This window comes from Haloarchaeobius sp. HME9146, assembly GCF_025399835.1.
Lineage (GTDB): Archaea > Halobacteriota > Halobacteria > Halobacteriales > Natrialbaceae > Haloarchaeobius.
Genome location: NZ_JAODVR010000001.1, coordinates 3,371,939 through 3,388,501 on the forward strand (window position 1 = coordinate 3,371,939; position 16,563 = coordinate 3,388,501).

Genomic DNA, 16,563 nt, shown 5'->3' on the forward strand with positions numbered 1-16,563 from the left:
CATATAAATCTCTTGATAAATTTGAACACGGAACCGAGTTAACTGTCGCGGCTACCGTCGGCTTTAGTACGGCAGGGTGGGTTCGGTGGGACATGACGCTGGACCCGGTGCACTTCGAGGGCATCGCGCAGCTTGCCCAACGCATCAGGTACGACGTGGGCGAGGACGACCACCGCGACTTCGCCCGGACGGTGTGGGACGAGTTCCTCGACCCGCTGGTCGACGACGGGCGAACCGTGCTCGACCCACTGGGCGAGCAGGGCCGCCACGTCGCCCCCGTCGAGGACGTGGCGCTGGCGGAGGTGCCCTACGAGGAGGTCCACGGGCTCGATTCGGGGACCATCAACCCGACCACGTTCACCAATGGATTAGTGCTCGACATCGCCCAGGCCGCGATGTCGGCGACCCCCTCGGACCTCGACCTGCACCGGGCTCGCACCCTCGTGATGACGGTCCACACGAACGACGCCACGGTCGACGTGGACGAGGGCGAGTGGACGGTGTACGACGAGGGCTACATCCGGTCGCAGATCCGCCACGCACCGCACGTCAACCGGTACGAGGAGGGCGTCGTCCACGCGCTGGCGCTCTACCTCGCCGAGTCCGAACACGCGCTGTTGCAGGCCGACCTCGTCGACGACCTGCTGGTGCTCGACGGGCCGCTGTATCCCAAGGGCCTGTTCAAGTGGGCCGACCAGCACCCCGAGCTGGCCGCGCTGCTGGAGGACGAGGACCAGCCACAGGAGGTCGTCCAGAACTACGTCGAGCTCGTCGAGACGTTCGTCACCAGGGACGTGCCCCTCGTCGGGTTCGTCAAGAACCCCGCGACGAAGGTCATCACCCGCACCGTGCGCGAGAAGGGCGGGCACGCCCCCTGGGTCGACGACTCCGCGTTCTTCACGCGAATCCTCGAACGCGGCCAGTTCGACCACGACGCCGAGCGCTGGGAGCGCGACACGCACAACCTCACCTGCACGAACTGGTTCCGTTCCCGCGGCGGCGCGGACCACCCGCTTTCGAAAGACGGCGACGCGCTCGGTGCCGACCGTCGACTCGACCCCGAACAGTACGAGGTGACGTTCTGCGCCGTCTACGACCCGCGTGACGACCTGGTGTACCGGCTCGAAGCGCCCTACGCGTTCACGAAGGACGCCGAGACCCGCGAGAACCTGCGGCTGTTCGCGCTCCAGGAGATCGCCGCCCAGGGTGGCCCGCCGCTGGCCGTCGCGAAGGCCGACGAACTCGCGCGCATCAGCCGCGACGAGAAGCGTGCGCTCACCGAGACGCTCGAAGAGACGTTCCAGGCGCGTCGCACGCGAGATTACGACGATACGCGCTGGGGATAGAGAGAAGAGTCAGGCCGTTTCGGCTTTCTGCACCGAGATGTCGACCATGTCCGGGTCGACACCCACCCGGGCGAACTGGGTCCGGACGTGCTCTTTGGCGGCGGCCAGTGCCTGGTCCTTGGTGTCGAACCCGCGCGCATCAGCCGCGACGAGAAGCGTGCGCTCACCGAGACGCTCGAAGAGACGTTCCAGGCGCGTCGCACGCGAGATTACGACGATACGCGCTGGGGATAGAGAGAAGAGTCAGGCCGTTTCGGCTTTCTGCACCGAGATGTCGACCATGTCCGGGTCGACACCCACCCGGGCGAACTGGGTCCGGACGTGCTCTTTGGCGGCGGCCAGTGCCTGGTCCTTGGTGTCGAACCCGCGCGGCATCGGCGACTCGAAGGCGATGTGTATCTCCTCGCCGTCGACCTCCTGGACCGTCCCGCCGCTCTCGACCTCGTAGAACTCGTCGCACACCCAGACGTACGGGGCGTCCTCGTCGGGCGCACCGCGGAACTCCGGCGCGTCCTCACCCCGCTCGTAGATGGTGCCGGTCAGGTCGGTACCGGCTGCACTTCCGCGTACTAACAACATGGGTTGTGACTAGGCGACCGACGCGCATAAGACCACGGCCTACCGTCGACCGCGGCGCACACCCGACCGAGGGAAACCGGTTTCACGCCGCGATTCCTTGCCTTGGGGTATGACCGACCTCGGTGACTTCGGGGACTTCGACGTAGACGACGAGCCGGCCAACGCCGACGGGCCAGCCGGGGATGCCAGGCAGGACGACGGCGCGACGACTGACCCGTCCGGCGAGCCGCCGACCGCGACCGGCGGCAACGACCAGACCGACGACTTCCAGCGCATGGACGTGACCCCGAGCGGGCGCGACCGCGGCCTCGGGACCATCGCGGTCTCGGAGGGGCTGCGCATCGCCGAGCGCGAGGAGGACACCCAGTTGCGGGCGTACGTCACCACGGGGAACCGGCCGAACGTCCGCATCGGCTCGTACCTGCTCGCACCGTACCCCGACGGCGAGAAGCTCTTCGCCCGTATCACCGGCCTGGAGTACGCCCAGGCGTTCCACGCCGACGACGCGACCGAGATCCACGCCCGGCGCGCGATGCGCCGCGACGGTATCGACGAGGCCGACTACAAGTTCATGGCGACGCTGGAGCCGATGGCTGTCCTCTTCGAAGATTCGGGCGAACTCAAGCGCCGGATGGTCGACCGCGTCCCCAAACCGGAGACGATAATCAGGGAAGCGACCGACACCACCGAGATAAAGACCGGCCTGAAGATGCCCGAGGAAGGCGTCTTCTTAGGACATCTCTCCGTGGGTGGCGAGAAGGTCCGGACGAACGCGGAGCCCCCGACCATCGACTACCGGCTCAAAGACGACTACGAGGCGGGCGACCCGCTCGTGTTCCGGCACACCCTCGTCGCGGGTGGCACCGGCTCCGGGAAGACCCACGGCGCGAAGAACATCCTCCGGCAGTACCTCGACTCGGACCGCACCTACCCGATGGAAGGTGGCCGGGACGTCCGCCCCGCGATGGTCGTCTTCGACCCGCAGGACGAGTACGCCCAGATGCACGACGACAACCCCGAGATGACCGACGAGTTCGCGCGGAAGCTTGAGCGCGAGGACATCGCTCACGGCGGCATCGAGGACACGACGGCGTTCGTCCCGAAGGTCGGCCAGGCGAGCTACGCCGCCGATCACCACCGCGCCGAACAGGTCGAGTTCACCATCCCGTTCTCGATGGTGCGGTCGCGTCCCTGGCTCGTCGCCAGCGGCGGCCTCAACGACAACCAGTACCCCGCCCTGAAACAGCTCCTGCGACGGTTCTTCCGCCAGCACGGCGACAGCGGGACCTACTCGCAGTTCCGGTCGTTCCTCGACGACCCCGCGCTGAAGGAGGAGCTGCACGAATCGGGGCGCATCCACGAGGCGACGTTCGACGCGGTGAAGCGTCGGACCTACGGCTTCGGCGACGTGTTCGACCAGTCCGCGAAGCCCATCACCGACCTCGTCCACGAGTTCGTCCGCCCGGGCGGCCTCTCGGTGGTCCCGACCTACCACGTCAACGACTCGCGGACGACCACGACGGTGGTGCTCGCCCTCGCGAGCCTGCTCGTCGACCAGAAGCTCTCGAACGACCCCGACTTCGACCGCATCAAGGAGACCCCGATGGTTCTCGGGATGGACGAGGCGCACAACTTCCTCACCGACGCCGATACCGTCCAGGCCCGCAAGGTCATCACGAAGTTCACCGAGGCGGCCAAGCAGGGCCGCAAGGAGCGCCTCGGGCTGTTCCTCATCACGCAGGACCCCCAGGACATCGCCGACCCGGTGTTCAAGCAGGTGAACACGACGGTCGTGCTCAACCTGGGCGACGAAGACGCCATCAAGAGCGTCAATATCCCCGCCAACCTCGAAAGTAAGGTGCCCTACATGGAGAAGGGCCAGATGGTCGTCTACTCGCCCGACAACTCCGAACCCGTCGAGTGCATCGGCCTCTCGACGTGTGTGACGAGCCACGGACGCTGAGAACGGGCGTCGTTCCCGCCGTTTCTCGATTAGTACACGGGGGGTGACGCCGGAGATGCATTTATCCGCCAGAGTGTGCTACTCTATACCAATGGCAGAGCACGTCCTCGTCGCCTACGACGACTCGGTGCAGGCCGACCACGCCCTGCGGTTGGCGCTGCAGGAGTTCGACGACGCGGGACGGATGACCCTCCTCACCATCATCGACCCTGCGTCCGCCGGCTACAGCCGCAAGCTCACCATCCCGAGCCTGCCCGAGGAGTGGTACGAGGAGACGAAGATGGCAGCCGAAGAACGCCTCGCGACTGCGGAACGGGCTGCCGCCCAGGTCGGCGTCGACGTCGACACCGAGATCGTCGTCGGGCGGCCCTCTCGGCGCATCGTCGCCTACGCCCGCGAACACGACGTGGACCACATCATCACCGGGAGCCACGGCCGCTCCGGCGTCTCACGCATGCTGCTCGGCAGCGTCGCCGAGGCCGTCATCAGGCACGCGAACTGCCCGGTGACGGTGGTTCGGTGACCGTGGTGCGGTGACCCGCGGTTCGACGGCGGTTCCCACCGGCCCCGTCAGCGGACGAGCCACTCGAACATCTCCGCGTCGTGTTCGACGAAGATGGAGAGGTGCCCGAGTTCCGGGTAGAAGTGTCCTTCTGCGGTGGGGATGGCATCGAGCAGATGCGTCCCCATCTCGACCGGGTTGATCCTGTCCCCACGCCCGTGCCAGATGCCGACCGGCACGTCGATGGCAGCGAGCGAGAACGGCCAGTCCTGGCCGAACAGCTGGAGGTCTCGCACGAACGCCGCCGTGCCGTGGTGCTGGCAGGCAGCCGGTATCGAGGCGACCAGCAGCTTCCCGACGTCACCCCGCCAGACCGACTCGTCCCGCGGCGCGGCACCCCTGACACGCCGCTCTATCGTCCACCCGGGCGCGTACCGGGCCGACCGAACCTCGAACCCGAGGAACGCCCGGATGACCCACGGCACGTGGATCGCGGCGCGTATCATCAGTCGGAGGAGCCGGGGCACCGACTCGAGTGGCCCGGAACTACAGCAGACGGCGACGCGAGGGAATCGCTCCGGGGCGACCGCGCCACAGGCGAGGGCGTACGGGCCACCGCCGGAGATGCCGAGAACGGGGGCCGCATCGATATCGAGTGCGTCCAGTAACTCGACGACGTCGGCTGGCCACCCGGTCAGTTCACGGGACGGGTCCGGGTCAGAGACGCCCACACCGGGGCGTTCGGGGGCGATGACACGCACCCCGAGGTCCCGACCGACCTGGTCGAAGACGGCCGCACCCAGGCGGCCGTTGGGTATCCCGTGGAAGGTGAGGACCGGCCGACCAGCCGGGTCGCCGGTCTCCGCGTACCCGAGCGTTCTACCGTCCGAGAGCGTCAGGACGGACGGGTTCTCGACCAGTCGGCGGGCGACGGCACGCATCCCCGTCGCCCCGTCTCCGAGGTACGGCAGTTCCGCGCGCTGCTTCCCCAACAACCGACGAGAGACCGCCTCGAGACCGCTCATTCTCTAGTCAGACGGGGGGAATCGAGTTAACGCTTCGTCAGACCCCGCCGTGTCTCCTGAATCCCGAGTACGAACTCCGGTGCGTGCTCCGAATCAGGTCCTCGTCGGAGACCTTCAGGCCGAGTTCGTCGAGTTCCTCACCGATCCGGGTCAGGTCGTCGCCGTCGGCCCCGACGGCCCGAACGAGGACGTTCGACTCGCCTTTCATCACCTCCTGTACCTCGACGACGCCGTCCACCTCGGCTGCCGCCCGTGCGAGTTCCTCACGGTCCGGAATCGGTGCCGTACACACGATGAGGGTGAACAGCTGGTACCCGGCCTGTTCGTAGTCCACGTCGGCGTGATAGCCACGGAGCACCCCGTCTTCTTCGAGTCGCTGAATCCGGTTCCGGACGGTACTCGCGGAGACGTCGAGTTCGGCTGCGATGTCGCTCGAGGACGTGCGGCGGGCCTCCGACTGGAGTTCACGGAGGATGCGCCGGTCGAGGTCGTCCAGTTCTCGAATCGCCATTTGGCTACAGTGTTCGGCTGGCATCCTAAAAGCGTGGCCAAACTAGATTGTCAGAACAGCACCAGAACAGAACAAGATTTCGTTTCCGAAAATCGGCTATTTAAACTCGAAGACAGTGCGCCACTTTTTCCTGTCTCGAACGAGAACGAGCGAACACTGACGACCAATGAACGGCCTCGAAATCTCGATTCGCCTGTTCGCAGGAGCCCTGCTCATCCTCGCAAACGGCTTCTTCGTCGCCATCGAGTTCGCACTGACGCGTGCTCGCCAGTTCACCGAGAGCGAGTTCGTCGACGGGGATTCCCGACTGGAGCGAGCGTGGGAGATGACGAACGACCTCGAACTGTACCTGACGACGTGCCAGGTGGGTATCACCGCCTCGAGCATCGCCGTCGGTATCGTCGCCGAACCCGCACTCGCGGCCATCTTCGAGCCGCTGTTCGGCGGCACCCCCCTCGCGAGGATCGGGGCCGGCGCGCTCATCGCGTACCTCATCATCAACCTCATCCACCTGACCCACGGCGAGCAGACGCCGACCTACCTCGGCGTCGAGCGCTCCCGGCTGGTCTGCCGGTACGGGGCTGCGCCCCTCTACTGGTTCTACGTCGTCATCTCGCCGCTCATCAAGCTCGGCGACTGGGTCGCGAAGTTGACCCTCCGACTGTTCGGCATCGAGATGTCCGGCGCGTGGCTCGAAGCCGAGGAGGACGTCATCGAGTCCCGGAGTCAGCTGCGCAACCGCCTGAGTTCGCTGCTGCAACGCGGCGACATCGACGGCGAGCGCCACGATGAGGTGCTGAGCGCACTCGACGCCGGGACGATGCAGATCCAGGACGTGATGGTCCCCGAATCGGAGGTGGCGTTCCTCTCGACCGAGGTTTCCCCCGAGGAGAACCTCCGACGCCTGTCGGAGACGCAGCACACCCGGTATCCGCTCATCGGTGACACGCCGGAGGACGTGAAGGGTATCGTCTACGTCCCGCGGGTCATCGAGAACATCGACGCGCTGCGTGACGGGGAGATGACGTTCGCGGACATCGCAGCGCCGCCGATGACGGTCTCGGCTGACACCTCCGTCAGCGACGCCATCGACCGGTTCCAGGCCGAGAATCAGGAGCTGGCGGTGGTCCTCGCCGATGGCGAGGTCGTCGGGCTGGTCACCGCGACCGACGCGCTCGAAGCCGTCATGGGCGAACTGGAGGACCCCCTCGATTCGAGGACCGCGAACACGTCGCGTCGGAACCAGCCCGCACCGAACTAGGGCGGTTGCCCTGCCCCGTCGCTGGGCGGGGTCATTCGATTCTACACCCCCGGAATCCCCAGCACGTTCGGGGCGACGATTCCCACGACTGCCAGCACCCAGACGACCACGACCGCGACGAGCCACGCGACCACGCCGATGCCGGCTGCCGTCTTCCAGCCACCCGGGTAGCGGTAGTTGATGACGCCGACCCAGGCGACCAGCACGAGGAGGATGCCGAGAAGCGGAATCCACCCGAAGAGGAAGCTCACGATGCCCCAGACGACCGCCCCCAGCAGGGCCGTGACGGCGGCGTACCCGACGTCTGTCTTCCGTTCCAGTACCGCCCGGGCACCCGCGACGATGCCGACCGTCCCGATGACCCAGCTCACGACGAAGACGACGAGTGAATCGACGAGTCCCATGTCAGACCCTCCGGGCCGCGGGCTGACCACTGGCGAGCAGCATCTCACTGGCTACCGATGACATACGGGAGGTAGGCTATGGAGCCGGAAAGGTAGTGGCCGGATATTCCTCAGAAGATGTTCGCCTGCCGGTGGACCGAGATACCCTCGTCGGTGATCTCGTAGGGTTTCGTCTCGCGGGAGTGGTTCGCGTCACGTATCTTCTGTATCTCGACGGCGAGGCGGGTCTCCCGGAAGTCCGAGGGCCGGACGTACTGGAGGATGAACACGGCGTCGGTGAGGTACTCGACGATGCCGTGTCGGGAGGCGTAGGGCGAGTCCTCGCTGGCCTCGGAGGTCATCATGGTCGTGATGCCGGCCTCCTTCAGGCTCTTCGTGAAGTCGAATATCTCGTTGCGGCGTTTGGCCCGGTCGTCGTACATCATCTCCAGCAGCGACACCGAGTCGAGCACCAGCCGGCTCGCGCCGAACTCGCGGATGAGCCGGGGGAGTTCGGACCGGATGGACCCGAGGCTGTTGGCCATCTCGATGGGGTCGATGTCGACGACTGCGAGCAGGTCGTCCGCGACGTACTCGTCGAAGGGCATCCCCTTCTCGGTGGCCGAGTTGATGACGCGCCGGCGGTTCTCCTCGAGGGTGATGAAGATGGCGCGCTCGCCCTGGCGCATCCCGTGGTCGAGGAACTGGAGCCCGAAGGTGGTCTTCCCGGTCCCGGCGGAGCCGACCGCGACCATCAGCGAGCGCTCGGGAACGCCGCCCATGATCATCTCGTCGAGCCCCTTGATGCCGAGGTTGATACGGGGGAGTTCGGAGTCGAAGTCCTCGTCGGAGGTGAAGTCCCCGCCGCCGAAGCCACCGCCGCCGCTGTCGAATCCCGCGCTCATCCCGAAGTCGTCGGTGGCCATGTCGAACTCGCCGTCGCCCACGTCGAACGGGCTCCCGTCGACGTCGAAGGAGTCGCCCGCACCGCCGGACCCGCTGCCGTCGTCGACGTCCGGCATCTGGACGTTCTCCATGGCGGCCCCGAAGTTGTCGTTGAACAGCGAGCCAGAGCCCGAAGCACCGCCGGGGTCTTCGGCCGGGGTGCTGTCGGGGCTGCTATCGGGCGTGCCGGCAGGGCTGCTGTCGGTACCGGGACCGTCCGCAGCCGGGTCTGCTGGTGATTCAGACACCGAGTCCGAATCTGTGCCAGCTTCGGCCACCGCGTCCGCGGCGGCCTCTTCGGCACTCATGTCGTCGGGCCACTCGTCGTCCCAGGCAGAATCGTCGGAGTCGGTGGCGTCGTCGCCATCGGCTTCGCCGTCGCCATCGCCGTCAGCCGTGTCCGTCCGCTGGTTGCGCTCCCGGATGGCCCGTTCGAACCAGTCTTCCTCGCTCACCGTGACCACCGCTCCTGGCGAGCGAACAGGTGTGTCACTACTGTGCCAGAAACGGACACCGCGTCGTGGCCGGCACGAGTCTGGTCGGAAGGGAGCATTGCTATCGTGGTGACGCGTCGGAGGAGTCCTCCTCGACCGCGCCGTTCGTACACCGGAGGCCACGCCCTGCGCAGGTATTAACCTTGTTGCTGTCGATGGGGTTTTTAATCTCGTGGGCGGTAGCCTCGGGTATGAAGGTGGGGCTGGTCGCCCAGAAGGACAACGCTCGTGCGGCCCATCTGGCGGAGAAACTCCGCGAGATGCTCCGCGAGCGCGACGTGACGATAGTAGTCGACACGGCCACAGCCACGGCCCTCGGCATCGACGGCGTCTCGCCCGAGGCCATGCAGGACTGTGCGCTGGTCGTGAGCATCGGGGGCGACGGGACGTTCCTCTACACCGCCCGCGGCGCTGGGACCGCCCCCATCATGGGCGTGAACCTCGGCGAGGTCGGCTTCCTGAACGCCGTCTCGCCCGACGATGCCGTCGACGCGGTCCGGGACGAGGTCGCGCACATCCGGGAGACCGGATCGCCACACGTCCGCGAGATGATGCGCCTCCAGGCCAGCGGCGACGACTGGACGCTCGACCCCGGGATGAACGAGATCGTCGTCCAGGGGCCCCAGCGCGGCCACGGGGCGGGTGCCTCCTTCGAGGTCCGGGTCGACGGCGAGCTCTACACCGGCAGCCAGGGCGACGGTATCCTCATCGCGACCCCGGCGGGCAGCACCGCGTACAACCTCAGCGAAGGTGGGCCGTTCATCCGCCCCGAGGTCGACGCCGTCGTCGTCACCGAGATGTGTGCCTCCGAACCGATGCCCTCGCTGGTGAGCGCCGCCGACAGCACGGTCACGGTCCGTGTGGACGACGCGGACTCCGGCTTCGTCATCAGCGACGGGCGCAACCAGCAGGTCATCGACCCACCCGAGACCGTCACCATCGAGCGGGCCGACCAGCCGGTCCGGATGGCCGGCCCCCCGAGCGAGTTCTTCAAAGCCCTCAACAAGCTGGATTGAATCCGGGTACGGGCAAGCCCCCCGACTTTCGAAAGCCCTTAGCAACTCCTGACCCTTCCTGCACCTAATGAGTGAGCAACTGCCGGACGTCCAGGCGTCCAGCCCGGACGTCACCGTCGGGCTGAGCCAGGTGGGGGTCACAGGCGTCGAGAAGCTCGTGAAACTCCACCGAGAGGGCAAGCGCCCCATCGTCCTGATGGCCGAGTTCGAAGTGTTCGTCGACCTCCCGTCGTGGCGCAAGGGTGCCGATATGTCCCGCAACATGCAGGTCATCGACGAGACGCTCGAAGCCGCGACCCGCGACGAGGCCCTCCGCGTGGAGGACGTCTGTGGCGACGCCGCCGAGCGCCTGCTGGCCAAGCACGACTACACCAGCAAGGCCGTCGTGAAGATGGAAGCCGAACTCGTCACCCGCGAGAACACGCCCGCCTCCGGACTCGAGACCCAGAGCGTCGTCGATATCATCGCGAGCGCCACCGCGACCGACGAGGGTACCCGCGAGGAGATCGGTGCCCACGTCGTCGGCATGACGGTCTGTCCCTGCTCGCAGGGCATGTCGGCCGCCCGCGCCCGGAACGTGCTCGCCGACCTCGGCGTCGACGACGAGACCACCGAGGAGTTCCTCGACCGCGTGCCCCAGCCCGGCCACAGCCAGCGCGGCCACGCCACCATCACCATCGAGAGCGAGGGCACCCCCGACGTGGACCTCATGGACATCGTCGAGGTCGCCCGCGACTCCATGTCGGCCCGCATCTACAACCTCGCGAAGCGCCCCGACGAGGACCACATGACCTACGAGGCCCACGCCGACGCGAAGTTCGTCGAGGACTGCGTGCGTGCCATGGCCGAGGGCGTGGTCGCGGAGTTCGACCACCTGCCGGACGACGCCGTGATTCATATGGAGCAGTCCAACGACGAGTCCATCCACCAGCACAACGCCCATGCGGAACGGCTGGTCGAGATGGGCCAGCTCCGGAAGGAACTGGACGGCGAACACTGACCGGTCGGCGACGTCTCTCTCGACTCTACTTCTGCGATAGAGACAGACATCGACGGTCGACAGGGAGTGCGACCGCTGTTCAGAAACTCAGCGGTTCGGCGTCCTCCCACGTCGGCTGGAACTCGTCGTACACCTCGGTCGCGAACTCTGGGTCTTTGAGGTCGATCATCGCGAACGTCTCGCCCGAGGAGCCGAGCGGGTTGGGCACCTGGATGACGACCTCGACGTCGTCGAGCAGATTGAACGTACCAGTCACGTCGTCGCTGGTGCGGACCTCGAAGTCGGGGTCGGGGGAGAGGCGCTCGCGGTACTTGCGACCGACCTCCTCGGAGAGGGTGTCGACGACCTGGCGGGTGAGGAGGACGTCTATCTTGACACCACGTTCGAGCGCGTCTTCGAGCTGTTCGACTATCTGGTCGCCGACCTCCGTCACGTCGAACTGAGGGGTCTGGGCCGAGGCGACCATGATGATGTGGCGGTCGGCCGCGGTGAGCCGTTCGAGCAGGAGGTCGGTGGTCTCCTCCTGTCCCACGGCGGCGGTCCAGAACTGCTCTTCGACGGGTTCGGCGGCGTCGAGTTCGTCCGAGAGTTCGTCGACGATGTTCTCGTACTGTTCGGCCTTCTCGTCGAGTTCGCGCTTCTTGTCCTCCAGCAGTCGGTCGAGGGCGGTCGCGGGCTCGACGGCGACGTACTTCTTGGGGCGGCTCGCGGTCTGGCTCCGGACCAGGTTGTACTGCTCGATGCTGTTGAGCACGTCGTAGATTCGGCCCATGGGCACGTCGCTGGCCCGCGACAACTCTTTGGCGGTTGTCGGTCCTGTGTTCAACAGCGCACGGTATGCTCTCGCTTCGTACTCCGACAACCCGAGGTCCCTGAGGCTCGCCATAATAAACCTCATGAGAGTGGAGAACCATAAACACAACGGTAGTTTCCGACAGCAGTCGGGGTGTCACTCCATCGCGTCGGAAACTCGGCGGCTGAGTGTTTCGGGGTCGTAGGCGGGGTCGGCGACGGACTCCCCGCGGACGACGTAGGCCGCTCCCGATTCCGCGTAGCCGGTCGCGTTCGGGACGACCACCTTCTCGTGGTCGGCCATCCGCAGGGCGGCGCGGTGGAGGTCGCTGCCCGGTTCGTCGGTGACCGCGATGACGAGCGGGTCGTACAACAGGCGCGACACCGCCGAACCGTAGGCCGCGATGCGGACCCCGAAGCGGTCGGCCGCGCCGGCGAAGGCGGCCAGCGCGTCCGCGGCGACTTCACGGTACTCGTCCTCCCCGGTGAGCAGCGCGAGGTCGAGCAGCGCGTCGGCGAACTCGACGTTCCCGTCGAGCGGGCGGAGCGGGCGGTCGAGAAGCCCGAGTCCCTCGCGCGGGCCGTCGACGAAGGAGTCGCCGACGAGCAGGGTGTCGATGGCGTGGTCGGCGACCGCCTGGGCGGTGTCCAGCGTGTCCGCACCGAGGACCTCGCGGGCGCGGGTGAGCGCGCTCAGGACGCGGGCGTGGTCGACCAGCAGCCCGGCCTCGCCTTCCGTCCCGTCGTCGGCCCGGAAGTGGGTGACGACGCCGTCGTCGACGAGTTCCGCAGTGAGATAGTCGAGAGTGCGCTCGGCGTACCGGCGGGCCGTCTCGTCGTCGGTGTAGGCGTGGTAGGTGAGCAGGGCGTCGACCGCCAGCGCGTTCCAGTCCGCGAAGGCCGTCTCGTCCACGGTCGGGGTCTCTGCGGATTCGCGGTCGCTGGGCTCCGCGGTGTAGTAGCTCGCGCCCGCGCCGGCAGCCTGCCCGCCGCCGAAGGCGTCACCGTTCCAGAGCGTGCCCGTCAGGTAGTCGACCGTCGCCTCGGCGGGCTGGCGGTACTCGTCCTTCCCGGTGTAGAGGTAGGCGTTGGCGAACGCCCGGAGCAGGGAGGCGTTCGTGTCCAGCAGCTTCTCGTGGTGGGTGCCACTCCAGTCCGGGTTCGCGGCGAACCGGAAGAAGCCGCCCGCGTAGTCGTCCAGCAGGTTCGCGCTGACCGCGTTCAGGCTCCGGAGTGCTTGCTCTTGCTCGCGCTTCAGCGCGAACTCGATGGTCCGGGGCATCGGGAACTTCTCTGCACTGCCCCAGCCGCCGTTTCGCTCGTCGTAGCTCTCGCGGATCTGACCCAGCAGCTGGATCTCGATGTCCTCGGTGAGTTCCCCTGCCGGGGTGTCGTTGTCCTGGACCGACCGGGGGACCCGGCCAGCAGCCGCACCCTTCTCGTCCCACATCCGGCGCACCGAGTCGATGACCTGGCGCATGCCGTCCTCGCCGAGGTAGCCCGACCCGGTCAGTACCTCGCCATCTGGCGTGAGGAACACGTTCGACGGGAAGCCGCCCATGTTGTACCTGTCCCGCACGCGCGGGTTCCGGTCCACGTCGACCCGAACCGGCACGAAGCCGTCGTTCACGTTCGCGGCGATTCGGGGTTCGTCGTACGTCTCGCGGTCCATCTCGTGACAGTGCGAGCACCACGTCGCCGACAGCGAGAGCAGGATCGGCTTTCCTTCCTCGGCGGCCAACTCGAAGGCGTCCGGTCCCCACTCGTGCCACTCGACCCGTGTCTGGGCTGCGGACTCGTCCATGTGGGGGGCTTCGGGTGCGCGAGGGTATGAACTCGGCGATGGCAGCAGCGGCGACCCAAGCAGCGATGGAAAAAGGGCTTTGACCCCTGGCCCGTTACCCCCGAACATGCGAACACTCCGGCTCATCGGGCTGTTGCTCGTCATCCCGACGCTCGATGCCGCCTTGCTGTTGCTCATCACGCTCTTCGCGCCCGAGGTGACCATCGTCATCGCGGCCGCGCTGGTCGTCCTGACCGCGCTCGTCGGCATGCTGCTCGTGCGCGCCGAGGGCCGGCGCACCATCCGGAAGATACAGCGCCAGCTCGCCGAGGGGAAACCGCCCACGAACGAGTTGATGGACGGCGGGCTGCTCATCGCGGCCGGCGCGTTCTTCCTCACGCCCGGGCTCGTCACGGACTTCGTCGCCCTGCTGCTGACGATCCCCGTGACCCGCATCCCCATCCGCGCCGGGCTGAAGAAGTACATCGTCACGCCGTACCTCGACAAGCAGACCGGCGGCATGGCCTCCGGCAACGTCTGGACGTTCGGCTTCCCCCAAGGCGACTTCGAGGGCGGGAACGGCCAGATGGGCGGCTTCGGCGGGATGGGTAGCGGCCCCGGCGGTTCCGGCGGCTCCAGCAGCGGGAATTCCGGCGGGAGCAACGCTGACGACACCTACAACCTCGGGGACGACTCGTACTCCATCGAGTTCGAGGACGACGAGTGAGAACCCCTGTCTAAGCTCTGCGAGAAAGAAACCCTTATACTTCCCACCGCACAACTCGGAAATGCGAACGACGGCGGGCCGATAGCTCAATCAGGTTGAGCGCCACTCTGATAAGGTGGAGGCTCTCGGTTCAAATCCGAGTCGGCCCACTAATTCTCTGCGAGGCTACGAACGTAGTGAGTACGCCGAGCAGTGATTAGTGAATCCGCGAGGATTTGAACCCTGGTAGTCACAGCCCGGAAGCGCAGCGTAGCGAGCATCCCGGACTGTCTACCTCTGGTTCACAATCCGAGTCGGCCCATAATATCTGCGCGAACTCTCGAACGGCGAGACCGCTCACTCCCTACACGACAGGTGAGCGAGGGCGGTGGTGGGAGGCATTCATCAGGACCAGGGTGTCGGCAATCAAGACGATAAACGCGTTCCCGCGGGGACATTCGATCACTAGACCACCCACCAGTCACTTCCAGTACAGGAAAAGGGCAACGGCGAACAGCAGCATGAGCGGGAGGACCGGTGCCACGGCCTCCAGGGGGAAGAACAGGAGGACTGCGCCGGCCATCACGACGAACTCGAGCGCGACGAGCACGCTCACCATCTCGGCAGGGCTGGCCATACCCGGACGTTCATCCCACCAGAATGTAAGTCTTCAGCGACGTTCGGCGGCCGTACCCATCGAACCCATCCGGCGTCGGGAAAACCTCTAGAACCGCGACAGTCACCCCCGACAGAACTATACTACTGCCAACACGAACAGAGCGTAGTATGGAGGAGCGCGCCCAGGTGTCCGTCGGGCTCATCTTCATGTTCTTCGCGATGGTCGCGGTGGCGGCCATCGCCGGGGGCACCCTGCTCAGTGGCGCGAGCCAGCTGAGCGCGCAGGCAGAGAACGAGACCTCGGCGGCGTTCGAGGACATCTCCGGGGGCGTGCTGGTCGTGAACGAGGTCGGGAAGGTCGACGCCGAGGATGGAAGCGTCGGCACGGCCCGGCTGACCGTGAAACTCGGGGCCGGGATGAACCAGACCAACCTGTCGAACGCGACCATCCAGTACGAGGACGAGCACGTGAACCGGACGCTGAACTTCACGACGGGCGAGCCGACCGCGCAGAACTTCACCGTGGCCGGGCCGGTCGACCACGACGGGTCCGCGCCGGTGCTGAACAATGAGACCGACGTGTTCCACATCGTCGTCGCCGTGGAGGACGTCCGGGCGGGCACCGAAGAAGGTGCGGCGGGTCTCGGGGCAGGCGACAGGGCGGTGCTGACCATCACCACGGAGCGGGGCATCGTGACGCGGTCGGTGCTGACGGTGCCACAGTCGATGGAGGAGAAGGTGTGGGTGCCGCTGTAGGCAGGAACGCGATTCTCGGCCGGTGAGTGACACCGACGAGCCAGGGCTATGCGTCGTCCCCGAAGCCGGAGAAGGCGTCGGCGAGCCGCTCGTCCTCGATGGTCTCCACGCCGACGTGGAGCGGGGAGACGCTGGTGACGTGGTCGGCGCAGGCTCCGAGGTCGGTGTCGGGGTCGGGCGCGGGGGCGTCGCGCTCGGGGACGACGGGGTCGTAGAAGCGGTTGTCGAAGGTGAGTTCGCGGTCGCCGTCGCCCTCGACGACCCGGCGGTCGAAGCCGCGGGCCGGGCGGGTGAGCCGGAGCTCGTCGTCCTTCGAGCGGTCGGTCGGGACGGTCACGTTGAAGTACCAGTCGGGGCCGAGCCAGTCGGCGTCGTGGAGTCGTTCGACCAGGAAACGGGTGACGCGAACAGCTTCATCGAAATCACTGCGGTCGAACTCGCGCAGCCCACCGACCTCGGGGTCGTACGCCGAGACGGCGATGCCCGGTATCCCGAGGAACGCGGCCTCCATCGCCGCGCTGACGGTGCCGGACTGGCTGAGCTTGTGTGCCCCGATGTTGGGGCCGGGGTTACAGCCGGCGACGACGAGGTCCGGGGCGGGCTGGGTCTGGTAGCGACCGACAGCCACGCAGTCGACGGGGGTCCCGTCGAGGGCGGTGCCGCGCTCGTGCTCGTGTGCTTCGACGGTGTAGGACTTCCGGCGGCCCGCACCGCTCTGGTCCTCGGTGGGGGCGACGACCGTGACGTCCGCCACGTCCCGGAGGCCGTCGTGGAGCGCGTGGAGCCCCACCGCGTCGATTCCGTCGTCGTTCGTGAGCAGCACCCGTGGCCGTGCCATCGTCGTGGAGTGTGGTCCGGAGCGGGACAACTGTATCGGTCGGAC

At 66.8% G+C, this 16,563-nt stretch carries 18 protein-coding genes and 1 tRNA gene; 10 read left to right on the forward strand and 9 right to left on the reverse strand.

All coding sequences use genetic code 11. The annotated features are described in order from the left end of the window. Window positions 1-92: 92 nt before the first annotated feature. Together N6C22_RS17340 and N6C22_RS17345 are read left to right on the forward strand one after the other, a co-directional pair. Window positions 93-1,346 (forward strand): DNA double-strand break repair nuclease NurA, encoded by a 1,254-nt coding sequence (locus N6C22_RS17340; protein ID WP_261652385.1) that lies wholly within the window; start codon window positions 93-95, stop codon window positions 1,344-1,346. A gap of 87 nt (window positions 1,347-1,433) precedes the next feature. Further along, on the forward strand, window positions 1,434-1,580 hold the full coding sequence (locus N6C22_RS17345; RefSeq protein WP_261652386.1) for a hypothetical protein: 147 nt from the start codon (window positions 1,434-1,436) through the stop codon (window positions 1,578-1,580). 9 nt (window positions 1,581-1,589) lie between these two features. On the opposite strand, the gene N6C22_RS17350 is transcribed toward N6C22_RS17345, so the two are convergent. Next, a complete protein-coding gene (locus N6C22_RS17350; protein ID WP_261652387.1) occupies window positions 1,590-1,925 on the reverse strand; it encodes a hypothetical protein in 336 nt (111 codons plus the stop codon). 109 nt (window positions 1,926-2,034) lie between these two features. Between N6C22_RS17350 and N6C22_RS17355 the strand changes: the two genes are divergently transcribed. Next, a complete protein-coding gene (locus N6C22_RS17355; RefSeq protein ID WP_261652388.1) occupies window positions 2,035-3,888 on the forward strand; it encodes an ATP-binding protein in 1,854 nt (617 codons plus the stop codon). 91 nt (window positions 3,889-3,979) lie between these two features. Next, a complete protein-coding gene (locus N6C22_RS17360; RefSeq protein ID WP_261652389.1) occupies window positions 3,980-4,411 on the forward strand; it encodes a universal stress protein in 432 nt (143 codons plus the stop codon). A 47-nt stretch (window positions 4,412-4,458) separates the two neighbouring features. Here N6C22_RS17360 and N6C22_RS17365 read toward each other — a convergent pair whose 3' ends face one another. Continuing rightward, window positions 4,459-5,415 carry an alpha/beta fold hydrolase gene (locus tag N6C22_RS17365; protein ID WP_261652390.1) on the reverse strand — a complete coding sequence of 319 codons (957 nt, stop codon included), beginning with the start codon at window positions 5,413-5,415 and terminating at the stop codon, window positions 4,459-4,461. A gap of 37 nt (window positions 5,416-5,452) precedes the next feature. Next, window positions 5,453-5,926 carry an Lrp/AsnC family transcriptional regulator gene (locus N6C22_RS17370; RefSeq protein ID WP_261652391.1) on the reverse strand — a complete coding sequence of 158 codons (474 nt, stop codon included), beginning with the start codon at window positions 5,924-5,926 and terminating at the stop codon, window positions 5,453-5,455. A 166-nt stretch (window positions 5,927-6,092) separates the two neighbouring features. On the opposite strand from N6C22_RS17370, the gene N6C22_RS17375 reads away from it, so the two are divergent. After that, window positions 6,093-7,187, forward strand: coding sequence for a hemolysin family protein (locus N6C22_RS17375; RefSeq protein WP_261652392.1), 1,095 nt, complete (start codon window positions 6,093-6,095; stop codon window positions 7,185-7,187). A 41-nt stretch (window positions 7,188-7,228) separates the two neighbouring features. Here N6C22_RS17375 and N6C22_RS17380 read toward each other — a convergent pair whose 3' ends face one another. Then, the gene (locus tag N6C22_RS17380) at window positions 7,229-7,591 is read right to left on the reverse strand and encodes a hypothetical protein (protein ID WP_261652393.1); all 363 of its coding nucleotides are present in this window, start codon (window positions 7,589-7,591) and stop codon (window positions 7,229-7,231) included. Between the two features lie 110 nt (window positions 7,592-7,701). Continuing rightward, window positions 7,702-8,979, reverse strand: coding sequence for a KaiC domain-containing protein (locus N6C22_RS17385; RefSeq protein WP_369684425.1), 1,278 nt, complete (start codon window positions 8,977-8,979; stop codon window positions 7,702-7,704). Between the two features lie 221 nt (window positions 8,980-9,200). Here N6C22_RS17385 and N6C22_RS17390 point away from each other — a divergent pair, with 221 nt between their 5' ends. Then, complete coding sequence (locus tag N6C22_RS17390) at window positions 9,201-10,025, forward strand: NAD(+)/NADH kinase (protein ID WP_261652395.1); 825 nt, start codon at window positions 9,201-9,203, stop codon at window positions 10,023-10,025. 67 nt (window positions 10,026-10,092) lie between these two features. Further along, the gene (mptA, locus tag N6C22_RS17395; protein ID WP_261652396.1) at window positions 10,093-11,025 is read left to right on the forward strand and encodes a GTP cyclohydrolase MptA; all 933 of its coding nucleotides are present in this window, start codon (window positions 10,093-10,095) and stop codon (window positions 11,023-11,025) included. A 79-nt stretch (window positions 11,026-11,104) separates the two neighbouring features. Here the strand turns inward: mptA and N6C22_RS17400 are convergent, their stop codons facing one another. Then, complete coding sequence (locus N6C22_RS17400; RefSeq protein ID WP_261652397.1) at window positions 11,105-11,911, reverse strand: TrmB family transcriptional regulator; 807 nt, start codon at window positions 11,909-11,911, stop codon at window positions 11,105-11,107. 63 nt (window positions 11,912-11,974) lie between these two features. Then, window positions 11,975-13,621, reverse strand: coding sequence for a DUF255 domain-containing protein (locus tag N6C22_RS17405; protein WP_261652398.1), 1,647 nt, complete (start codon window positions 13,619-13,621; stop codon window positions 11,975-11,977). A gap of 106 nt (window positions 13,622-13,727) precedes the next feature. Between N6C22_RS17405 and N6C22_RS17410 the strand changes: the two genes are divergently transcribed. Further along, window positions 13,728-14,327: an FxsA family protein gene (locus tag N6C22_RS17410; protein ID WP_261652399.1), complete on the forward strand. Its 600-nt coding sequence runs from the start codon at window positions 13,728-13,730 to the stop codon at window positions 14,325-14,327. Window positions 14,328-14,402: 75 nt separating this feature from the next. Further along, window positions 14,403-14,476: transfer RNA gene (locus tag N6C22_RS17415), tRNA-Ile, on the forward strand. Window positions 14,477-14,787: 311 nt separating this feature from the next. Here the strand turns inward: N6C22_RS17415 and N6C22_RS17420 are convergent. Beyond that, window positions 14,788-14,943, reverse strand: coding sequence for a hypothetical protein (locus N6C22_RS17420; RefSeq protein ID WP_261652400.1), 156 nt, complete (start codon window positions 14,941-14,943; stop codon window positions 14,788-14,790). A gap of 149 nt (window positions 14,944-15,092) precedes the next feature. On the opposite strand from N6C22_RS17420, the gene N6C22_RS17425 reads away from it, so the two are divergent. Beyond that, window positions 15,093-15,680 (forward strand): flagellin, encoded by a 588-nt coding sequence (locus N6C22_RS17425; protein ID WP_261652401.1) that lies wholly within the window; start codon window positions 15,093-15,095, stop codon window positions 15,678-15,680. A 46-nt stretch (window positions 15,681-15,726) separates the two neighbouring features. On the opposite strand, the gene surE is transcribed toward N6C22_RS17425, so the two are convergent. Next, the gene (gene surE / locus N6C22_RS17430; RefSeq protein WP_261652403.1) at window positions 15,727-16,518 is read right to left on the reverse strand and encodes a 5'/3'-nucleotidase SurE; all 792 of its coding nucleotides are present in this window, start codon (window positions 16,516-16,518) and stop codon (window positions 15,727-15,729) included. Window positions 16,519-16,563: the final 45 nt, after the last annotated feature.

Coding starts and splice junctions, on each gene's coding strand:
- N6C22_RS17340 (WP_261652385.1), top strand. CDS start 93: ATGACGCTGGACCCGGTGCACTTCGAGGGCATCGCGCAGCTTGCCCAA.
- N6C22_RS17350 (WP_261652387.1), bottom strand. CDS start 1,925: ATGTTGTTAGTACGCGGAAGTGCAGCCGGTACCGACCTGACCGGCACC.
- N6C22_RS17355 (WP_261652388.1), top strand. CDS start 2,035: ATGACCGACCTCGGTGACTTCGGGGACTTCGACGTAGACGACGAGCCG.
- N6C22_RS17360 (WP_261652389.1), top strand. CDS start 3,980: ATGGCAGAGCACGTCCTCGTCGCCTACGACGACTCGGTGCAGGCCGAC.
- N6C22_RS17365 (WP_261652390.1), bottom strand. CDS start 5,415: ATGAGCGGTCTCGAGGCGGTCTCTCGTCGGTTGTTGGGGAAGCAGCGC.
- N6C22_RS17370 (WP_261652391.1), bottom strand. CDS start 5,926: ATGGCGATTCGAGAACTGGACGACCTCGACCGGCGCATCCTCCGTGAA.
- N6C22_RS17375 (WP_261652392.1), top strand. CDS start 6,093: ATGAACGGCCTCGAAATCTCGATTCGCCTGTTCGCAGGAGCCCTGCTC.
- N6C22_RS17380 (WP_261652393.1), bottom strand. CDS start 7,591: ATGGGACTCGTCGATTCACTCGTCGTCTTCGTCGTGAGCTGGGTCATC.
- N6C22_RS17390 (WP_261652395.1), top strand. CDS start 9,201: ATGAAGGTGGGGCTGGTCGCCCAGAAGGACAACGCTCGTGCGGCCCAT.
- mptA (WP_261652396.1), top strand. CDS start 10,093: ATGAGTGAGCAACTGCCGGACGTCCAGGCGTCCAGCCCGGACGTCACC.
- N6C22_RS17400 (WP_261652397.1), bottom strand. CDS start 11,911: ATGGCGAGCCTCAGGGACCTCGGGTTGTCGGAGTACGAAGCGAGAGCA.
- N6C22_RS17405 (WP_261652398.1), bottom strand. CDS start 13,621: ATGGACGAGTCCGCAGCCCAGACACGGGTCGAGTGGCACGAGTGGGGA.
- N6C22_RS17410 (WP_261652399.1), top strand. CDS start 13,728: ATGCGAACACTCCGGCTCATCGGGCTGTTGCTCGTCATCCCGACGCTC.
- N6C22_RS17420 (WP_261652400.1), bottom strand. CDS start 14,943: ATGGCCAGCCCTGCCGAGATGGTGAGCGTGCTCGTCGCGCTCGAGTTC.
- N6C22_RS17425 (WP_261652401.1), top strand. CDS start 15,093: ATGGAGGAGCGCGCCCAGGTGTCCGTCGGGCTCATCTTCATGTTCTTC.
- surE (WP_261652403.1), bottom strand. CDS start 16,518: ATGGCACGGCCACGGGTGCTGCTCACGAACGACGACGGAATCGACGCG.